General features: G+C 69.7%; 20 protein-coding genes and 3 tRNA genes. 16 read left to right on the top strand and 7 right to left on the bottom strand.

The features are described from left to right. Positions 1–9: 9 nt before the first annotated feature. Together HRC28_RS05370 and HRC28_RS05375 are read right to left on the bottom strand one after the other, a co-directional pair. Complete coding sequence (locus HRC28_RS05370; protein WP_182379127.1) at positions 10–477, bottom strand: nitroreductase family deazaflavin-dependent oxidoreductase; 468 nt, start codon at positions 475–477, stop codon at positions 10–12. Positions 478–572: 95 nt separating this feature from the next. Then, positions 573–1322: a hypothetical protein gene (locus HRC28_RS05375; RefSeq protein WP_182379128.1), complete on the bottom strand. Its 750-nt coding sequence runs from the start codon at positions 1320–1322 to the stop codon at positions 573–575. A gap of 172 nt (positions 1323–1494) precedes the next feature. On the opposite strand from HRC28_RS05375, the gene mptB reads away from it, so the two are divergent. After that, on the top strand, positions 1495–3015 hold the full coding sequence (gene mptB / locus HRC28_RS05380) for a polyprenol phosphomannose-dependent alpha 1,6 mannosyltransferase MptB (RefSeq protein ID WP_182379129.1): 1521 nt from the start codon (positions 1495–1497) through the stop codon (positions 3013–3015). Here the strand turns inward: mptB and nemA are convergent. Both nemA and HRC28_RS05390 read right to left on the bottom strand, forming a co-directional pair. Continuing rightward, positions 2991–4082, bottom strand: a complete 1092-nt coding sequence (nemA, locus tag HRC28_RS05385) for an N-ethylmaleimide reductase (protein ID WP_182379130.1) — start codon at positions 4080–4082, stop codon at positions 2991–2993. The genes mptB and nemA overlap by 25 nt on opposite strands. 46 nt (positions 4083–4128) lie before the next feature. Next, complete coding sequence (locus HRC28_RS05390) at positions 4129–5244, bottom strand: glycosyltransferase (RefSeq protein WP_182379131.1); 1116 nt, start codon at positions 5242–5244, stop codon at positions 4129–4131. Between the two features lie 70 nt (positions 5245–5314). Here HRC28_RS05390 and HRC28_RS05395 point away from each other — a divergent pair, with 70 nt between their 5' ends. From HRC28_RS05395 to HRC28_RS05405, 3 genes are read left to right on the top strand one after another with little or no spacing between them, the layout of a single operon-like run. After that, positions 5315–6256, top strand: a complete 942-nt coding sequence (locus tag HRC28_RS05395; protein ID WP_237111717.1) for a pirin family protein — start codon at positions 5315–5317, stop codon at positions 6254–6256. Next, a complete protein-coding gene (locus HRC28_RS05400) occupies positions 6253–6624 on the top strand; it encodes a CidA/LrgA family protein (RefSeq protein WP_182379133.1) in 372 nt (123 codons plus the stop codon). Before HRC28_RS05395 ends, HRC28_RS05400 begins: the two co-directional genes overlap by 4 nt. Continuing rightward, on the top strand, positions 6621–7337 hold the full coding sequence (locus HRC28_RS05405; RefSeq protein ID WP_182379134.1) for an LrgB family protein: 717 nt from the start codon (positions 6621–6623) through the stop codon (positions 7335–7337). Before HRC28_RS05400 ends, HRC28_RS05405 begins: the two co-directional genes overlap by 4 nt. 35 nt (positions 7338–7372) lie before the next feature. On the opposite strand, the gene HRC28_RS05410 is transcribed toward HRC28_RS05405, so the two are convergent. Beyond that, complete coding sequence (locus HRC28_RS05410; protein ID WP_182379135.1) at positions 7373–7645, bottom strand: hypothetical protein; 273 nt, start codon at positions 7643–7645, stop codon at positions 7373–7375. Between the two features lie 89 nt (positions 7646–7734). Between HRC28_RS05410 and HRC28_RS05415 the strand changes: the two genes are divergently transcribed. From HRC28_RS05415 to HRC28_RS05445, 7 genes are all read left to right on the top strand, one after another. Further along, positions 7735–9138: an amidase gene (locus tag HRC28_RS05415; protein WP_182379136.1), complete on the top strand. Its 1404-nt coding sequence runs from the start codon at positions 7735–7737 to the stop codon at positions 9136–9138. 62 nt (positions 9139–9200) lie between these two features. After that, positions 9201–9273, top strand: a tRNA-Thr gene (locus HRC28_RS05420). A gap of 66 nt (positions 9274–9339) precedes the next feature. After that, positions 9340–9413: transfer RNA gene (locus HRC28_RS05425), tRNA-Met, on the top strand. A 60-nt stretch (positions 9414–9473) separates the two neighbouring features. Continuing rightward, positions 9474–9644, top strand: coding sequence for a 50S ribosomal protein L33 (gene rpmG, locus HRC28_RS05430; RefSeq protein ID WP_036490026.1), 171 nt, complete (start codon positions 9474–9476; stop codon positions 9642–9644). A 100-nt stretch (positions 9645–9744) separates the two neighbouring features. Beyond that, positions 9745–10149, top strand: coding sequence for a MaoC family dehydratase N-terminal domain-containing protein (locus HRC28_RS05435; protein WP_182379137.1), 405 nt, complete (start codon positions 9745–9747; stop codon positions 10147–10149). Continuing rightward, a complete protein-coding gene (locus tag HRC28_RS05440; RefSeq protein WP_182379138.1) occupies positions 10146–10553 on the top strand; it encodes a MaoC/PaaZ C-terminal domain-containing protein in 408 nt (135 codons plus the stop codon). The genes HRC28_RS05435 and HRC28_RS05440 overlap by 4 nt, the downstream gene beginning before the upstream one ends. Next, a complete protein-coding gene (locus HRC28_RS05445; protein WP_237111718.1) occupies positions 10546–11577 on the top strand; it encodes a UDP-N-acetylmuramate dehydrogenase in 1032 nt (343 codons plus the stop codon). The genes HRC28_RS05440 and HRC28_RS05445 overlap by 8 nt, the downstream gene beginning before the upstream one ends. 3 nt (positions 11578–11580) lie before the next feature. Here HRC28_RS05445 and HRC28_RS05450 read toward each other — a convergent pair whose 3' ends face one another. Both HRC28_RS05450 and HRC28_RS05455 read right to left on the bottom strand, forming a co-directional pair. Continuing rightward, a complete protein-coding gene (locus tag HRC28_RS05450) occupies positions 11581–12135 on the bottom strand; it encodes a DUF4190 domain-containing protein (protein WP_182379139.1) in 555 nt (184 codons plus the stop codon). A gap of 55 nt (positions 12136–12190) precedes the next feature. Next, complete coding sequence (locus HRC28_RS05455) at positions 12191–13216, bottom strand: adenosine deaminase (RefSeq protein ID WP_182379140.1); 1026 nt, start codon at positions 13214–13216, stop codon at positions 12191–12193. Positions 13217–13449: 233 nt separating this feature from the next. Here HRC28_RS05455 and HRC28_RS05460 point away from each other — a divergent pair. The 5 genes from HRC28_RS05460 to rplA all read left to right on the top strand — a co-directional run bounded on the left by HRC28_RS05460 (position 13450) and on the right by rplA (position 16026). Beyond that, a tRNA-Trp gene (locus tag HRC28_RS05460) sits at positions 13450–13522 on the top strand. Between the two features lie 33 nt (positions 13523–13555). Further along, entirely contained in the window at positions 13556–13828 is a 273-nt protein-coding gene (gene secE, locus HRC28_RS05465; RefSeq protein ID WP_202033231.1) for a preprotein translocase subunit SecE, read from the top strand. A 34-nt stretch (positions 13829–13862) separates the two neighbouring features. Continuing rightward, positions 13863–14720 carry a transcription termination/antitermination protein NusG gene (gene nusG / locus HRC28_RS05470; RefSeq protein ID WP_237111833.1) on the top strand — a complete coding sequence of 286 codons (858 nt, stop codon included), beginning with the start codon at positions 13863–13865 and terminating at the stop codon, positions 14718–14720. 99 nt (positions 14721–14819) lie between these two features. Next, positions 14820–15248, top strand: a complete 429-nt coding sequence (gene rplK / locus HRC28_RS05475) for a 50S ribosomal protein L11 (RefSeq protein ID WP_056712441.1) — start codon at positions 14820–14822, stop codon at positions 15246–15248. A gap of 64 nt (positions 15249–15312) precedes the next feature. Then, positions 15313–16026: a 50S ribosomal protein L1 gene (gene rplA / locus HRC28_RS05480; protein ID WP_182379142.1), complete on the top strand. Its 714-nt coding sequence runs from the start codon at positions 15313–15315 to the stop codon at positions 16024–16026. Positions 16027–16038: the final 12 nt, after the last annotated feature.

Below are 16038 nucleotides of genomic sequence, written 5' to 3' on the forward strand. Positions count from 1 at the left end.
TGCCTGCCCTCACATGGGACGGAGCAGGAAGACCGGGATCACCCGGTCGGTCCACTCGGTGTACTTCGCGTAGTTGGGCCAGATCGTGAGCATGTGGGCCCAGACCCGGTCCTTCTCCTCGCCGGTCACCTCTTGCCAGGTGCAGGTGTGTCGGCGTCGGCGGTACGCGACCTCGACCGTCTCGGCGGCGCGGAGGTTGTGCGTCCACACGGGAGGCTTGGGCGCACCGAAGTGGGATCCGGCGATGAGCCACCCGCCCTGCCACGGCACGCACAGCAGGGGAGTCGATCGCGGGATGCCCGACTTGCGACCGATGACGGTGAGCATCAGGTTCGGCAACCCGGCGATGTCCAGGAGGCTCAGGCGGCCGCGCGTCACTTGCTGGAGGTGGGAGTCGGTCCAGGTGACCTGGGGCAGGAGTTTCGGCATCCATGGCTGTGAGCCGATCTTCACGGCGACCGGAGTCAGAAGTCCCATGTTCCCAGCGTAGTGGAACGTGTTCCATTGAAATGACCAACGGGACGCCCTCCGGATGGAGGACGCCCCGTCAGGGTGCTGTGTCGTGCGTGCAATCAGGCAGCGACCTGCTGGCCCGTCAACACCTTGTAGGTGTAGGCGGTACCGATGAGCGCGATCGGCAGCGTGAAGATCAGGCCGACGCCGCAGAGGATGGCGCCCGCGCCACCGATCAGACCGCCGACGAGGTACCAGATCAGCGCGTTGCCGATGTTGTTCTTCACCAGGTCGATGCTCGCCTTGATGGCCTCGACGGGCGCGAGGCGCTTGTCGATCACGAAGTAGAGCGAGTAGCTGGTGAAGAAGCCGATGATGATGCCCGGCAGGTAGCAGAGAATCGTGCCGACGATCGTTGCGCCACCGACCATGAGCGAGGTGATGAGCACCGGGCCGATGTTGTCGAACTTGAGCGCATCAGCGGCAGCGAACGGTCGCCCCTCGGTCACGCCGAGCGCGCCGCGAATCAGGCCGGAGCCGATGACCTGGGCGACGATCATGATGGCGCCGAAGACGATCGCGTTGAGGATCAGGCTGACGACGAACGGCGTGCCGAAGTCGGTGACCAGGCCGATGAAGACGAAGCCGACGATGGCGGTGATCGCGATACCCGCGAACAGCGCCAATGCAGCGAGGATGAACTGCGTCATGTTCGCCTGGAACTTGGTCCACGCGTAGTTGACCGCGGCACCGAGGTCCCACTGCGCGGCGGGCATTCCGCCACCCGGAGGGGGCGCACCATATCCGCCACCAGGCGGCGGAGGCGGAGCTCCGGGGCCTCCCGGAGGCGGCGGCTGGTTGTAGGACATGGGTCCTCCTTGAGTCAGGTGGTGCGCGACCGCACCGGGGAATGTCAGCAATCTAGGGCAAATCACGGCCTCCGAGCAGGCGCACGCGCGTTCTTGCCCTGTTGTCGGCCCGTTCAACCCAAGGTCCGCCGGACGCCGCCCCGCCGACAACCGCCGTCACTAGCGTCCGAACGTGATCACGCGTGGGCTCCTCGGCGGAGTGCTGGTTCTCCTCGGAGGCCTCGTCACCGCCACCCTGCCTGCGAGCACGCCCGTTCTCAACATCGGTCCGCTCGACGTCCTGCGCGGACTGGAAGTCGGCCGGATGGCCGGTCTGGTGGTGGTTCTGGCCGGGCTCGGCCTGCTCGCCCATGCCTGGCTGCGCCTGTGTCGTACCGTCGCCGTGGGCGACCGGGACACCGTCGATCCCGCCGAAGGTGTGGCCCTCGTTCGTTTCGCGACCGCCGCCTGGTGCGCCCCCCTGGTGCTGGCACCGCCGCTGTTCTCCCGTGATGGCTGGTCGTACGCCGCCCAGGGCATGCTCGCGAGGGTCGGACTGTCGCCGTACGACTGGGGGCCGGGGGCGCTTGCTCCTGCCGACTTCATCCCGTGGCCGTGGATCACGGGACCGCCGATCGTGCAGGCGGTCGACCCGCTGTGGTGGGACACCGCGACGCCGTACGGGCCGGTGCCCGTCTTCTTCGGCGCTCTCGCGGCCGACACCACGGGCAACCCGTGGATGCTCGTGATCGCGCACCGCTGCATCGCCCTGGTGGGCCTTGCCCTGCTGGCGTGGGCGGTTCCGCGCCTTGCCGGCTGGACGGGAGCCAACCCTGCGGTGGCATCAGCGCTCGTCCTGGTCTCGCCGTTGATGATGGCCAACGGTGTCGCCGGTCTCCACAACGACCTGCTCATGGTCGGCCTGATGGCCGCTGCGCTGGTCATCGCCGTCGAACGCGGCTGGGTCTGGGGAGCGATGCTCGCCGGGGTCGCCGCGGGTGTGAAGGTGCCGGGCGGCCTGGTGGCCGTCGGCATCGTGGTCGTCTCGCTCCCCGCAGGAGCCGCACTGCTACCCCGGGTACGACGCCTCGGGGCCGTCGCTGCGGTCTCTGTCGGAACGCTCGTGGGACTGGGCCTGGTCACCGGGCTTGGTGCCGGCTGGGTCCGGGCCCTCACCGTCCCCGGCGAGGTCAACACCCCCCTCTCGGCGACCACCCTGGTGGGTGGCGTTCTGGACTGGGGTGCGCTTCATCTGGGTCTCGGCACGGACCCGGCGATGTTCCGCGACCTGGTGCGGGCCGTGGGCCTGCTGGTCGCGCTCGGTGTGGGCGCGTGGCTCGTGTTGCGCGGGCAGACCGGTTCGCGCACAGCGGCGCTCAGCGCCGTCGCGTTCACCACGGCGGCCTTCGTGCTGCTGTCCCCGGTCGTGCACCTCTGGTACTTCCTGATGCTGCCGCCGTTCCTGGCGACCCAGCGACTTCCGCGCCATGCCATGGGCGCCCTGGTCGCGGTGTCCCTGCTGCTCGGACTGGTTGCGCCCCTCGACTCCTCTTTGCACGGTGCCTACTACGCGATCGTGATCGGAGCGATGACCGTCGCGCTGTTGATGCCAGTGCTACTGCTGACCCGGGTGGCGCGGGAGCGCCTGGCCAGCATCGTCGCGCCGCTGGCGCCAGCGGACCGCCCGGATCAGCCCGCGGCCAGCGCCGGGTAGTCCGTGTAGCCCTCGGCTCCGCCGCCGTAGAAGGTCGCACCGTTGGGCTCGTTGAGCGCGGCGCCGGTACGGAATCGCTCCGGCAGATCGGGGTTGGCGATGAAGGGGCGACCGAACGCTGCGGCGTCGATCAGCCCGGCTGTGATGAGGCGTTCGGCCTTGTCCGTCGTGTAGTTGCCGGCGCCGACGATCACGCCGTTGAACGCCGCGCGCAACTGCGTGCGGAACTCGTCGTCGATCACGGGGCCGCCAGCCCAGTCCGGCTCGGACAGGTGCAGGAACGCGAGGTTCCGCCGGGAGAACTCGGCGGCGAGGTGCAGTGCCATCGGCAGGTCGTCGTCATCGAGTCCGTTGAACGAGCCCTGGGGCGAGATCCGGATGCCGACGTGCTCGGCGTCCCAGGCGTCGATGGCCGCGTCGACCGCCGCGAGCGGGAAGCGGGCACGGTTCTCCTGGGAGCCGCCGTACTCGTCGGTGCGGTGGTTGCTCTGCTCGCTGAGGAACTGGTGGATCAGGTAGCCGTGCGCGCCGTGCAGTTCGACCAGGTCGAAGCCGGCCTCCCGGGCGTTCGCCGTTGCGCGGCGGTAGTCCTCGACCGTCTCGGCGATCTCCTCGACGCTGAGTGCACGCGGGGTGGGGCAGTTCGCGCGCAGCGGCTGGCCGTCCTCGCCCTTGATCGTGGCCCGGTTGCGGTACGGCAGCGCGGACGCCGACACCGGCAGGGCGCCGTCGTGGAACGACTCGTGGGACACCCGGCCGACGTGCCAGATCTGGGCGGCGATCCGACCACCCTCGGCGTGCACCGCGTCGGTGACCTTGCGCCAGCCCTCGACCTGCTCGGCGCTGTAGATGCCCGGGGTGTCCATGTAGCCCTTGCCGATCGGCGAGATCTGGGTGCCCTCCGAGAAGATCAGGCCAGCTCCGGCGCGCTGCCGGTAGTACTCCACGATCAGGTCGTTCGGGACGTCGATCCCGGGGGTCGCGCGCATCCGGGTCAGCGGGGCCATCAGGACACGGTTCGCCAGCGGGGTCGTGCCGATGCTGAGCGGGTCGAAGAGTGAGGTCACTCGATCACCAACAGGACCTCGACGGTGGGTATTCCGCCCGACCGCTTCAGGCGGTGAGCGCGCCGACCCGGTCGCCGGCGTGAATCGCCAGCATCCGGTCCACGGTGCTCGCCCACGTGAAGGTCTCCGCACGGAGGCGGGCTGCCCGGCGCACCCTGGCCTGTGGCCGCGACGCGAGGGCCAGTACCGCATCGGCCAGCGCGCCTGCCTCCGGGGCGCCCCATGCTCCGCACCCGTCGGTGACCAGCTCCCGGGCGCCGCCGCGATTGGCGGTGACCACGGGTGTCCCGCAGGCCAGCGCTTCCAGCACGGCCAGTCCGAACGTCTCGCCCGGGCACACGGAGAGCGCGATGTCGGCGGCGGCGAGCCGGTCACGCAACGCGGCCCGCCCGTCGACGTACCCGTGGAAGTGGACGGGTGATCCTGCCGCGATCTCCTCGAGCTCGTCGCGGTGCGGGCCATCGCCGTACACGTCGAGCCGGACGGGAACGCCACGTCGGTGCAGCTCCACGGCCGTCGCGACCGCGAGGTGCGGGGACTTCTCCCGGGAGAGCCGACCCGCGTGGACCAGGCGGAGCTCCGGGCCACCGCCGGGTCGCCTCACAGCGGGCCGGAAGGTGTCGAGGTCCACGCCCAGGGGGACGCGCTCGACGGGGCATCCGGCCGAGTCCGCGACCGCGCGGAACTCGCCCTCGGCGTAGCGGGAGGTCACCACGACGGTGTCGAAGCTGCGGACCAGCAAGCGGTTGAGCAGGCCGATGGAGACCTTGGACGTCGTGTCGAAACCGGTCCGCATCGCGAACATGTCGCCGAGGCGTTCGTGCGAGAGCAACACGCTGCGGACGTCGTTGCGCCCGGCCCACCACGCCACCGGCAGCAGAGTGAGCTTGTCGCTCCACTCGACGCTCGTGGGCTGCCACTGCTCGAGGACGTCGGTGACCCGCCACGGTTCGACGATCAGCCGGTAGCCGCCGCCGACCCGGGGAGCGCGCACCTGGACGACGTCGCCCAGATCGGTCTCGAGGATGGCGTCGACCGGGCCGGGGATCACCAGCAACCGCTCGGCCCCGGCGGCGACGTAGCCACGCCCGAGTTGCTCGATCGCGGTCCGCATCCCTCCCGAGGTCGACCCGACGAAGTTGGCCAGCTGAGCAATCCGCACGTTGCCACCTTCCCCGCTCCCGGTGAACCCGAGCCCACCTGTGGTTGACGAGCGCGGAAAGATGAAGGGCATGGTCGAGTTGATGACGCCCCGGGAGGTGCCGCTCGGCGGGCCTCGCGCGATGACGGTACGACGCACGCTCCCGCAGCGGGAACGGTCGCTGATCGGCGCCTGGTGCTTCCTCGACCACTACGGCCCCGATGCCGTCAGTGAGTCCGGTGGCATGGAGGTCGCGCCCCATCCGCACACCGGACTGCAGACCGTGAGCTGGCTGTTCACCGGCGAGATCGAGCACCGCGACAGTGCGGGGACCGTCGCGATGGTGCGTCCCGGCGAGGTCAACCTGATGACGTCGGGCCAGGGGATCAGTCACTCCGAGGTCTCGACGCCGGAGACGGCAGTGCTGCACGGCGCCCAGCTCTGGGTGGCCCTGCCGGACGCCGATCGCCACACAGCCCCGGGCTTCCAGCACCACGCACCGGCTGAGATCGCCGGCACGGGCTGGCGCGCCCGCGTCTTCCTCGGCTCGGTGCTCGGGGACACCTCGCCGGTCAGCACCTTCACGCCGTTGCTGGGCGCCGAACTGGTGCTCGATCCCGGCACCAGCCTGGACGTGCCGGTCGACGAGACCTTCGAGCACGGGGTCCTCGTGGACCTCGGGTCGGTGTCCGTGGACGGCATCGACGCCGCCACGGCCGACCTCGCCTACGTCGCCTCCGGAGCCGAGGAGATCCGTCTGGTGGCGGGCGCCGACGGTGCCCGGCTGCTGCTCCTCGGCGGTCCGCCCTTCGGGGAGTCCATCGTGATGTGGTGGAACTTCGTCGGCCGCACCCACGAGGAGGTCGCCGGTTTCCGCGCTGACTGGCAGGCGCAGATCACCGACGCCGCCGGCGAGATCCTGGACGACAGCCGCCTCGTCGCAGCAGGCCGCTTCGGCGTCGTACCCGACCAGCCGCTGAAGCCGATCCCCGCGCCCGTGCTGCCCAACGTGCGCCTCAAGGAACGTCGTTGATTGCCGGACTCACCTGGCTGGTCGCGTTCCAGCTCCTCGGAGAGTTCATCGCCCGGATGGCTGACCTGCCCGTGCCGGGCCCGGTCGTGGGCATGCTTCTGCTGTTCTGCTTCCTCCGTCTGCGTCGGTACGACGATGCGGGCTCCATCGTGCGCGCCGGCACCGCGTTGCTGCGACACCTGCAGCTCTTCTTCGTCCCGGCCGGCGTGGGGGTGGTGCTCTACCTCGGCCTGATCGGGCGCGAGGTGCTGCCGATCGGGGTGGCGATGCTCGGTTCGTGGCTGCTCGGCCTCGCTGCGGTCGGCTGGACCGCGGTGGCCCTGGAGCGGCTGCTCGGCCGACCCCGCGACGACCTGGGTGCGGCATGACCGCCGCGTTGGACCAGGCCCTCGAGGTCGCTCGCTCGCCACTGGCCCTGCTGGCCGTCACCCTCGGCGGCTACCAGCTCGGCCGGTGGCTGCAGGTCCGCTCGGGCGGGCATGCCCTGGTCCAGCCGGTGCTGGTGACCATCGTGGTCGTGGGACTGGCGATCACGGCGCTGGACGTCGACTACGCGGACTACCGCAGCGCCACCGAGCTGATCGCCTTCTGGCTGGGACCGGCGACGGTCGCCCTCGCCATTCCGTTGCACCGCCAGGCCGCGCGGCTCAAGGGCTTCGTGGTCCCGATGCTGGTGGCGATCGTGGTCGGCGCCGTCGTGTCGATCGTGTCCGCAGTCCTGCTCGCCCGTGCCCTCGGTGCGGGCGACGACCTCGAACGGACCCTGGCCACCAAGGCCGCGACGACCCCCGTGGCGATTGCAGTGACCGACGCGTTGGGCGGCATCCCGCCGCTGGCCGCGGTGTTCGCGATCATCATCGGGATCTTCAGTGCCATCGTCGGCCCGGCGACGCTCAACCTGCTCCGGATCCGGGACCGCCGGGCGCGCGGGCTCGCCGTCGGTGCGGTTTCCCATGGCATCGGTGCCTCGCGGATGCTCCGAGAGGACGAGACCGAAGGGGCGTTCGCCGGCCTCGCGATGGGACTCTCGGCGCTCGCGATCAGCCTGCTGGTCCCCGTCCTGGCCCTCTGGCTCTTCTGAGTTGAGCTGGACGGGTTGAACTGGCCGAGGTTGAGCTACTTGCCCCAGAGCCGGTCGCGGACGGCCAGCACCTCGGCGACGAGCGCGGCCACGGCCTCCGCGCGGTCGTCGTCGAAGTACACGAGGAAAGGCGTACTGCCCCACGTCAGGTGCGGCTGCAGGTAGTTGCGACCCTTCGCCCGGTCGACCTTGATCTCACGGATCGTGGCGGCGTGGACCCGCCCGTTGCTGTGCTGGGTCCCTGAGAAGCACTCGAGGACGGCGCCGTCGAAATGCAGGAAGGCCTCGCTGCTGCAGAACAGGTCCATGGGCTCACCGTGGCACACCCCGAACGACGGCGCCGCGATCTTCCGGTTGCGGTCGCACAGCGACCGGGTGGCGGCTACGGTCTCGACTCATGACGACGCGAGTCCACGCCTTCTCTGACGACGCCCTCGGCGACCTGGACGCGGTCGGCCTCGCCGAGCACCTTGCTGCGGGCAAGGTCTCCGCAACCGAGGCCGTCGAGGCTGCGATCAGCCGGATCGAGAAGGTCGTCGCCGAGTTGAACCCGATGGCGTTCACCGCCTACGACCGCGCGCGGGTGGGCGCCCGGACGCCGGGGGAGAAGTTCTTCGCCGGCGTGCCCACCCTGCTCAAGGACAACGTCGACGTGGGCGGCATGCCGACCATGTCGGGCACCGACGCCTGGGCGCCCCGGCCCGCGAAGAAGGACGGCGACTTCGCGGCGATGTACCTCGCTACCGGGATGATCGCGCTGGGCAAGAGCCAGCTCTCGGAGTACGGCTTCAGCGCCTCCGCCGAGCACCCGCGGCTCGGTGCGGTCCGCACCCCGTGGAACACCGACCACTCGGCCGGTGCGTCGAGCGCCGGCTCGGCGGCACTCGTCGCGGCGGGCGCCGTACCGATTGCCCACGCGAACGACGGCGGCGGCTCCATCCGGATCCCCGCGTCCGTCAACGGACTGGTCGGGCTCAAGCCCACCCGCGGCCGTCTGCCGCAGGACAAGATCATGCGGGAGATGCCGATCAAGATCGTCTCTGACGGCGTGGTGACCCGGACGGTTCGCGACACGGCCGCGTTCTACCGCGAGGCCGAGCGCGTCCAGCGCAATCTCGCGTTGCCGCCGATCGGCGACCTGACCCGCCCGATCAAGCGCCGGCTGCGGGTCGCCCTGAACACCAGCGGCGTCGGCCGCGGCGCCGACCCCGAGACGCGCGCGCTGACCGAGAAGACGGCCGCCCTGCTCGAGGACCTCGGCCACACGGTCACCGAGACCGACGCACCGATCGGACCCGGGTTCGCCGACGACTTCCTCCTCTACTGGGCGATGCTCGCCCAGGCGATGCTGACCACCGGCCGGCCGGTCCACGGCCGCACGTGGAGCAAGGCGAAGCACGACAACCTGACCCTTGGCCTGGCCCGCCACGCCCGCCGCAACCTGCACCGCCTCCCGGGCACGATCACCCGCCTCAAGCGCGCCAACGCCCAGGCCGAGCTCTACTACGAGAAGTACGACGTCGCGCTGACGCCGACGCTCGGCGCCGCCACGCCCCCGGTCGGCCACCTCGACCCGACCCAGACCTACGACGTGATCATGGACAAGTTGATGGACTGGGTGGCCTTCACGCCGTGGCAGAACGTCACGGGTGCACCCGCCATTTCGCTGCCCCTCGCGACCACCGCAACGGGGCTTCCGCAGGGCATGATGTTCGGTGCAGCACCCGGTCAGGAAACCCTCCTGATCGAGCTCGCGTACGAGCTCGAACAGGCCCAACCGTTCGCCCGGATCCACGCCTGAATTCGACGGTGAGCGGCCCGATTTCATCTCCGTCGAAAGCGCGTGTATCGTTCTGCGGCGTTGCCCCTTTAGCTCAGACGGCAGAGCGTCTCCATGGTAAGGAGAAGGTCTACGGTTCGATTCCGTAAAGGGGCTCTGGGACAAGGGTCCGCCAATCCAGACGGTGAAAGCCACACGGTGCGGCGGACGCCCTGACCCCCTGGCGGGGTAGCTCAGGTGGTTAGAGCACACGGCTCATAATCGTGGTGTCGCGGGTTCGAGTCCCGCCCCCGCTACGCCAGATGACGAAGAAACACCCCGGCAGTACCCCATAGACAGCAGTAGAAGGACTTCCCGTGGCCAGCAAGAGCTCAGACGTTCGCCCCAAGATCACGCTTGCCTGCGTGGACTGCAAGGAGCGGAACTACATCACGAAGAAGAACCGCCGCAACGACCCCGACCGCATCGAGCTGTCGAAGTTCTGCCCCCGTTGCCGCACCCACACCGCGCACCGCGAAACGCGCTGAGCGACCCGTTCGACCCAGCGCCCCGTCCGGCGCTCCAGTAGTCCGCTGTCCCCTCGGGGACCGCGGGCTGCTGTTGTTTTGCCACCAGTAGGCTCGGGTCATGCCGATCGACGCCTCCCTCGTCGGGCGTGGTTTCCCCCCGACGCAGCCCTACCCGGTCACCACGGACGCCGTCGTGGCCTTCGCCACCTCGGTCGGGGGCAGCTACGACGTCGCCGCGGGCCTCCCGCCGACCTTCCCGATCGTGGTCACCTTCGCCGCCCTCCAGGACTTCCTGGCCGCCGAGCAGGTCGAGCTCTCCCGGATCGTCCACGGCGACCAGCGCTTCCGCTACGAGCGCCCCGTCGTCATCGGTGACGTGCTCACCACGGCCCTCACCGTCACCAGTGTGCGATCCATTGGCGGCAACGACATCGTGAGCACGTCCAGCGAGATCCTCGACGCCTCCGGCTCCCTCGTGTGTACGGCGACCGCGACCCTCGTTCACCGTGGAGGTGCCGCATGAGTGCCATCAGCGAACTCACCAAGGGCGATGCGTTGCCCGAGATCACCTTCGAGATCACCCGCGCCGACCTGGTCGCCTACGCGGCGGCCAGTGGCGACCAGAACCCGATCCACCAGGACGAGGAGATCGCCCTCGCGGTCGGCCTGCCCGGTGTGATCGCGCACGGCATGTACACCCTCGCGCTGGTCGGCCGCGCCGTCGGCGAGTGGGCGCCCGGTGCCGAGGTCGTCGAGCTGGGTGCGAAGTTCGTCGCGCCCGTCGTCGTACCCGCCACGGGGGCGGCACGGGTGACCGTCACGGGCACCGTGGGGGAGCGGACCGACGACCTGCTCGCGCTGGCGCTTCTCGTCACCTCTGACGGGACGAAGGTGCTCGGCGCGCCCAAGGCGACCATTCGTGGTTGACCCGGCTCTCCGCGACCTGACGACGCTGCGGTTGGGCGGGCCGGCGGCCCGCTACGTGCCCGTCGTCGACGCGGACGAGCTGGTGGCCGCGGTCTCGGCAGCCGATGCGGCGGGCGAACCGGTGCTCCTGGTGGGCGGCGGCAGCAACCTGGTGGTCGCAGACGTTGGCTTCGCCGGGACGGTGGTGCACCTGACCGGCGGCGGCGTCCACGTCGACGGGGACGCGTGCGGCGTGGCCTCGGTGACGGTCGCGGCCGGCGAGCCGTGGGACGACCTGGTCGCCCGGGCCGTCCAGGAGGGCTGGACGGGCGTGGAGGCCCTCTCCGGGATCCCCGGGACCGTCGGGGCCACCCCGATCCAGAACGTCGGCGCCTACGGCCAGGAGGTCGCCCAGGCGATCGCCCGCGTCCGGGTCTGGGACCGGGTGCTGCGGGGCCAGCGGAGCTTCGCTGCCGCCGAGTGCCAGTTCGGGTACCGCCACTCGCGCTTCAAGGCCGACCCCGGCCGCCACATCGTCCTCGACGTCACCTTCGAGTTCCATCCGGGCGAACAGTCCGCGCCGGTCGGTTACGCCGAACTGGCCCGCACGCTCGGCGTCCAGGTCGGCGACCGGGCCCCGCTGGCGGAGGTCCGCGAAGCCGTCCTCGGGCTGCGGCGCGGCAAGGGCATGGTGCTCGACGCTGCGGACCACGACACGTGGAGTGCCGGGTCGTTCTTCACCAACCCGTTCGTCGAGCCCGATCGCGTTCCGGAGGGAGCGCCGTCGTACCCCCAGGGCGACGGGCGGGTGAAGACCAGCGCCGCATGGCTGATCGAGAAGGCCGGCTTCGGCAAGGGCTTCGGACTCGACCGGCCGGACGCCCGCGTCTCCTTGTCGACAAAGCACACGCTCGCGCTCACCAACCGTGGCGGTGCGTCGACGGCGGAGTTGCTCGACCTGGCCCGCGAGGTCCGCGACGGCGTGGAGGCGCGTTTCGGCGTCGCCCTGGTCAACGAGCCCGTGCTCGTCGGTTGCGTGCTCTGAGGCTCAGCTGCTCGCGGAGCTGAGCGCGGCGACGAACAGTCCCACGACGGCCACGAGGGCCACCAGTCCGAGCACGGCGAGGACCAGGCCGATGATCCCGGTGATGAAGCCGGCCGTGGCCAGTCCTTCGCCGCCGAAGGCCTGGGGGTTGGCCCGGATCTCGCGTCGCGCCTTCAGGCCGGTCCAGATGGCGAAGGGCGAGCACAGCACGGCCAGGAAGGTCACGAAGAAGACCGGCGTGAGCATCAGGCCGACCAGGCCGCTGATGCCGAGCGCCAGCGAGGTCGTCGCCAGGGAGTGGGTCGGCGCCACGTGGCGGAGGTACTGCGGCGCGACCTGGTACGGCACGGGTGCGCCCTGGTACGGCGACGCCACGGGCGCGACCGGGTAGGGCCCGGGCGCCACGGGGTACGGCGCCGCCGGCGGGACCGGGGCGGACCCGGCAGGTGCCTGCTGGGTGGGCGCATCGGGAGCGACGTCGCCGTAGGCCGGAGCCTGGTAGGGCTCGAATCCCGGCGAAGGCTGCGACGGGGGAGTCAGGGGCGGCTGGTCGCTCATGACCTCATTCTCCCAGTTCCGGGCGTGCGCCAAACCGTCCGGGCGCAGTGCGTGTTCAGGCGCCCGGTTCGGGAGCGGCGAGCCACGCGTCGATGTCCGCCAGCGCTGCGTCCCTGATGTCCGACGGTGCCCGGCTCGCCCGCAGTGACATCCGGCCCAGTTCGGCCATCTCGGCATCACTGAGTCCGTGGGCGGCGCGCATCGTGGCGTACTGGCCCGCGAGGCGGGAGCCGAACAGCAACGGGTCGTCGGCGCCGAGTGCAACGGTCGCCCCGGCTTCGAGCAGCGTGGGGAGCGGGACCGAGGTCAGGTCGGAGTAGACGCCCAGCGCCACGTTGGACACCGGACAGACCTCCAACGCGACTCCGGTGTCGACGATCCGCCGCAGCAGGTCGGGGTCCTCGGCCGCGCGTACCCCGTGGCCGAGCCGCCCGGCGTGCAGCGAGTCGAGGCACGCGCTGATGTGTTCGGGTCCGCGGAGTTCGCCACCGTGGGGCGCCAGCATCAGGCCGGCCCGTTCGGCGATCGCGAAGGCACCCGCGAAGTCGGAGGTCCGGCCGCGGCGCTCGTCGTTCGACAGGCCGAAGCCGACGACGCCACGGTCGACGTACTGCGCAGCAAGGCGGGCCAGGGTGCGGGCATCCAGCGGATGACGGGTCCGGTTGGCCGCGATCACCACGGCCATACCGAGGCCGGTCCGCTGCGTCGCGTCCCGCACCGCGTCCAGCACGAGGTCGGTGAACGCCGTGATCCCGCCGAACCGGGCGCCGTAGCCGCTCGGGTCGACCTGGATCTCCAGCCACCGGCCACCGTCGGCGACGTCGTCCTCCGCGGCCTCGAGCACCAGCCGTCGTACGTCGTCCTCGGTGCGCAGCACGGAGCGCGCGACGTCGTACAGGCGCTGGAAGCGGAACCAGCCCTTCTCGTCGGCCGCCGTGAGTTGCGGGGGCCACTCGGAGACGAGCGCGTCGGGCAGGTGGATGCCGTCGCGTTCCGCGAGTTCCAGCAGCGTGCCGTGCCGCATCGAACCGGTGAAGTGCAGGTGGAGGTGGGCCTTGGGAAGCACATGGAGGTCCCGCACGCTGCCATCGTAGGCGGGAGGGCGCTCGTCACGTCGAGGGCCCGGGGAACCGCGATGGTCTCCGTCGCCGGGAGTGGCCCCTCTGTTGTTTCAGGGGCCGTCGTACTTTGGAGCGGCGTGGGTGGCGTGCGTAGACTCACCCACTGGTGGTTCTTCCACATGGTTGGTCGCGCCCTGACGCAGTTCCCTTTCGGGCATCTGTGCGCGGGTCGAGCTGGCCGGGAGAGCCGCGGAGGGCACTAGCTCAACTGGCAGAGCATCGGTCTCCAAAACCGAAGGTTGGGGGTTCAAGTCCCTCGTGCCCTGCAAGACAGACCATGAAGACGACAGAAGGAAAGGGTGAGCATCTTGTCGGACGCTCCAGCCGTCCACGGGGGCCGCAAGGACGCCCCGGGTGGCAAGAAGCCACCGAAGCGCACCGGTCCGGTGACCTTCTATCGCCAGATCGTTGCCGAGCTGCGCAAGGTGGTCTACCCCACCCGCGAGCAGCTCGTGACGTACTTCTTCGTGGTTCTTGCCTTCGTGCTCGTGATGATCGCGATCGTGTCGCTGCTGGACCTCGGTCTCGGCAAGCTCGCGTTCGAGATCTTCACCGGCGCAGACGACATCTGAGTTCCGCTCAGACCTGATTGACCCTGACGACCAACTGATGGAGCAGCAAGTGACGGAGCAGTACGACCCGGCCCTCGAGAGCGACGAGACGATCGTCGTCGAGGGCGAGGACGTCGAGACCGCCGAGGTCACCGAGGCCGCCGACGTCGAGGAGACCATCGACGCCGAAGCGACCGACGCCCCCGAGGTTGAAGAGGGTGTCGAGGAGGTTGTCGCGGAGGAGATCGTCGAGGACGAGCTCGCCGAGGAGACGCCCGCCGAGGACGCCGACCCGCTCGAGTCCTTCCGCCGTGAGCTGTGGGCCAAGCCGGGTGACTGGTACGTCGTCCACACCTACTCCGGCATGGAGAACCGGGTGAAGCAGAACCTGGAGAACCGGATCCACTCCCTCAACATGGAGGACTACATCCACGAGATCGTGGTCCCCACCGAGGAAGTGGCCGAGATCAAGAACGGCCAGCGCAAGATGGTCAAGCGCACCGTTCTCCCCGGTTACGTCCTGGTTCGCATGGACCTCACCGACGAGTCGTGGGCCGCTGTTCGCCACACCCCGTCGGTGACCGGCTTCGTCGGTCACAGCCACCAGCCGGTGCCGCTGAGCATGGACGAGGTCGAGAAGATGCTCGCCCCCGCCGCGATGACCGTGATTGCCGCCGAGGCCGAGGCCGCTGCCAGCGCCGCGGGCTCGCCCACCACGCCGGCCAAGAAGCCGATCGAGGTCGCCGACTTCGGCGTCAACGACTCCGTCCTGATCGTCGACGGCGCGTTCGCAACGCTGCACGCCACGATCACCGAGATCAACGCCGAGGCCCAGCGGGTCAAGGCGCTGGTCGAGATCTTCGGCCGGGAGACCCCGGTCGAGCTGAGCTTCAGCCAGGTCCAGAAGGTCTGAGCTCAGCGCGGTCGCGCCGGCACTCCGGCGTCGACCTGCAGTAGGTGGCAGAGGGCCAGGCAGCCCTCGTCATGACCACGAGAAGAAAGAGAACACGGAATGCCTCCCAAGAAGAAGATCGCCGCACTGGTCAAGGTGCAGCTGCAGGCTGGTTCGGCCACCCCGGCTCCGCCGGTTGGTACGGCTCTCGGCCCGCACGGCGTCAACATCATGGACTTCTGCAAGGCGTACAACGCCCAGACCGAGTCCATGCGTGGAAACGTCATCCCCGTCGAGATCACCATCTACGAGGACCGGTCCTTCGAGTTCATCACGAAGACCCCGCCGGCCGCAGAGCTGATCAAGAAGGCCGCTGGCCTCAAGAAGGGCTCGGGCGTCCCGCACAAGGAAAAGGTCGGCAAGCTGACCAAGGACCAGGTGCGCGAGATCGCGACGACCAAGCTTCCTGACCTGAACGCCAACGACATCGACGCCGCCATGAAGATCGTGGAGGGGACTGCCCGCTCCATGGGCGTCACCACCGACTGAAGCACCGTGGAAGGGCCGCGCTGGCCCGCTGACCACATCTCCTCTCTTAAGTAAGGAATCACCCATGCAGCGCAGCAAGACCTACCGCGCGGCGGAAGAGGCGTTCGACAAGAACGAGCTCTACGCGCCGCTCGCCGCGATCAAGATCGCCAAGGGCACCAGCAAGAAGAAGTTCAACGAGACCCTCGACGTCGTCATGCGTCTCGGCGTCGACCCCCGCAAGGCAGACCAGATGGTGCGCGGCACCGTCAACCTGCCCCACGGCACCGGCAAGACCGCTCGCGTCCTCGTGTTCGCGAACGGCGACAAGGCCGAGGCCGCCCGTGAGGCCGGCGCCGACTTCGTCGGTGGCGACGAGCTCATCGACAAGGTGGCCGGCGGCTGGATCGACTTCGACGCCGTGGTCGCCACCCCGGACCTGATGGGCAAGGTCGGCCGTCTCGGTCGCGTGCTCGGTCCGCGCGGCCTCATGCCGAACCCGAAGACGGGCACCGTCACCCCGGACCCGGCCAAGGCCGTGAACGACATCAAGGGCGGCAAGATCGAGTTCCGCGTCGATCGCCACGCCAACCTGCACTTCATCATCGGCAAGGCGTCGTTCTCCGAGCTCCAGCTCGCCGAGAACTACGCTGCGGCGCTTGACGAGGTCCTGCGCCTCAAGCCCTCGAGCTCGAAGGGCCGGTACCTCAAGAAGGTCACCGTCTCGACGACGATGGGCCCCGGCATCCAGGTCGACCCCAACAAGGTCAAGAACGTCACGGAGGAGGACGAGGCCTGAGCCTCCCCTTCT

The sequence above is a fragment of the Nocardioides sp. WS12 genome (assembly GCF_014108865.1).
Taxonomy (GTDB): domain Bacteria; phylum Actinomycetota; class Actinomycetes; order Propionibacteriales; family Nocardioidaceae; genus Nocardioides.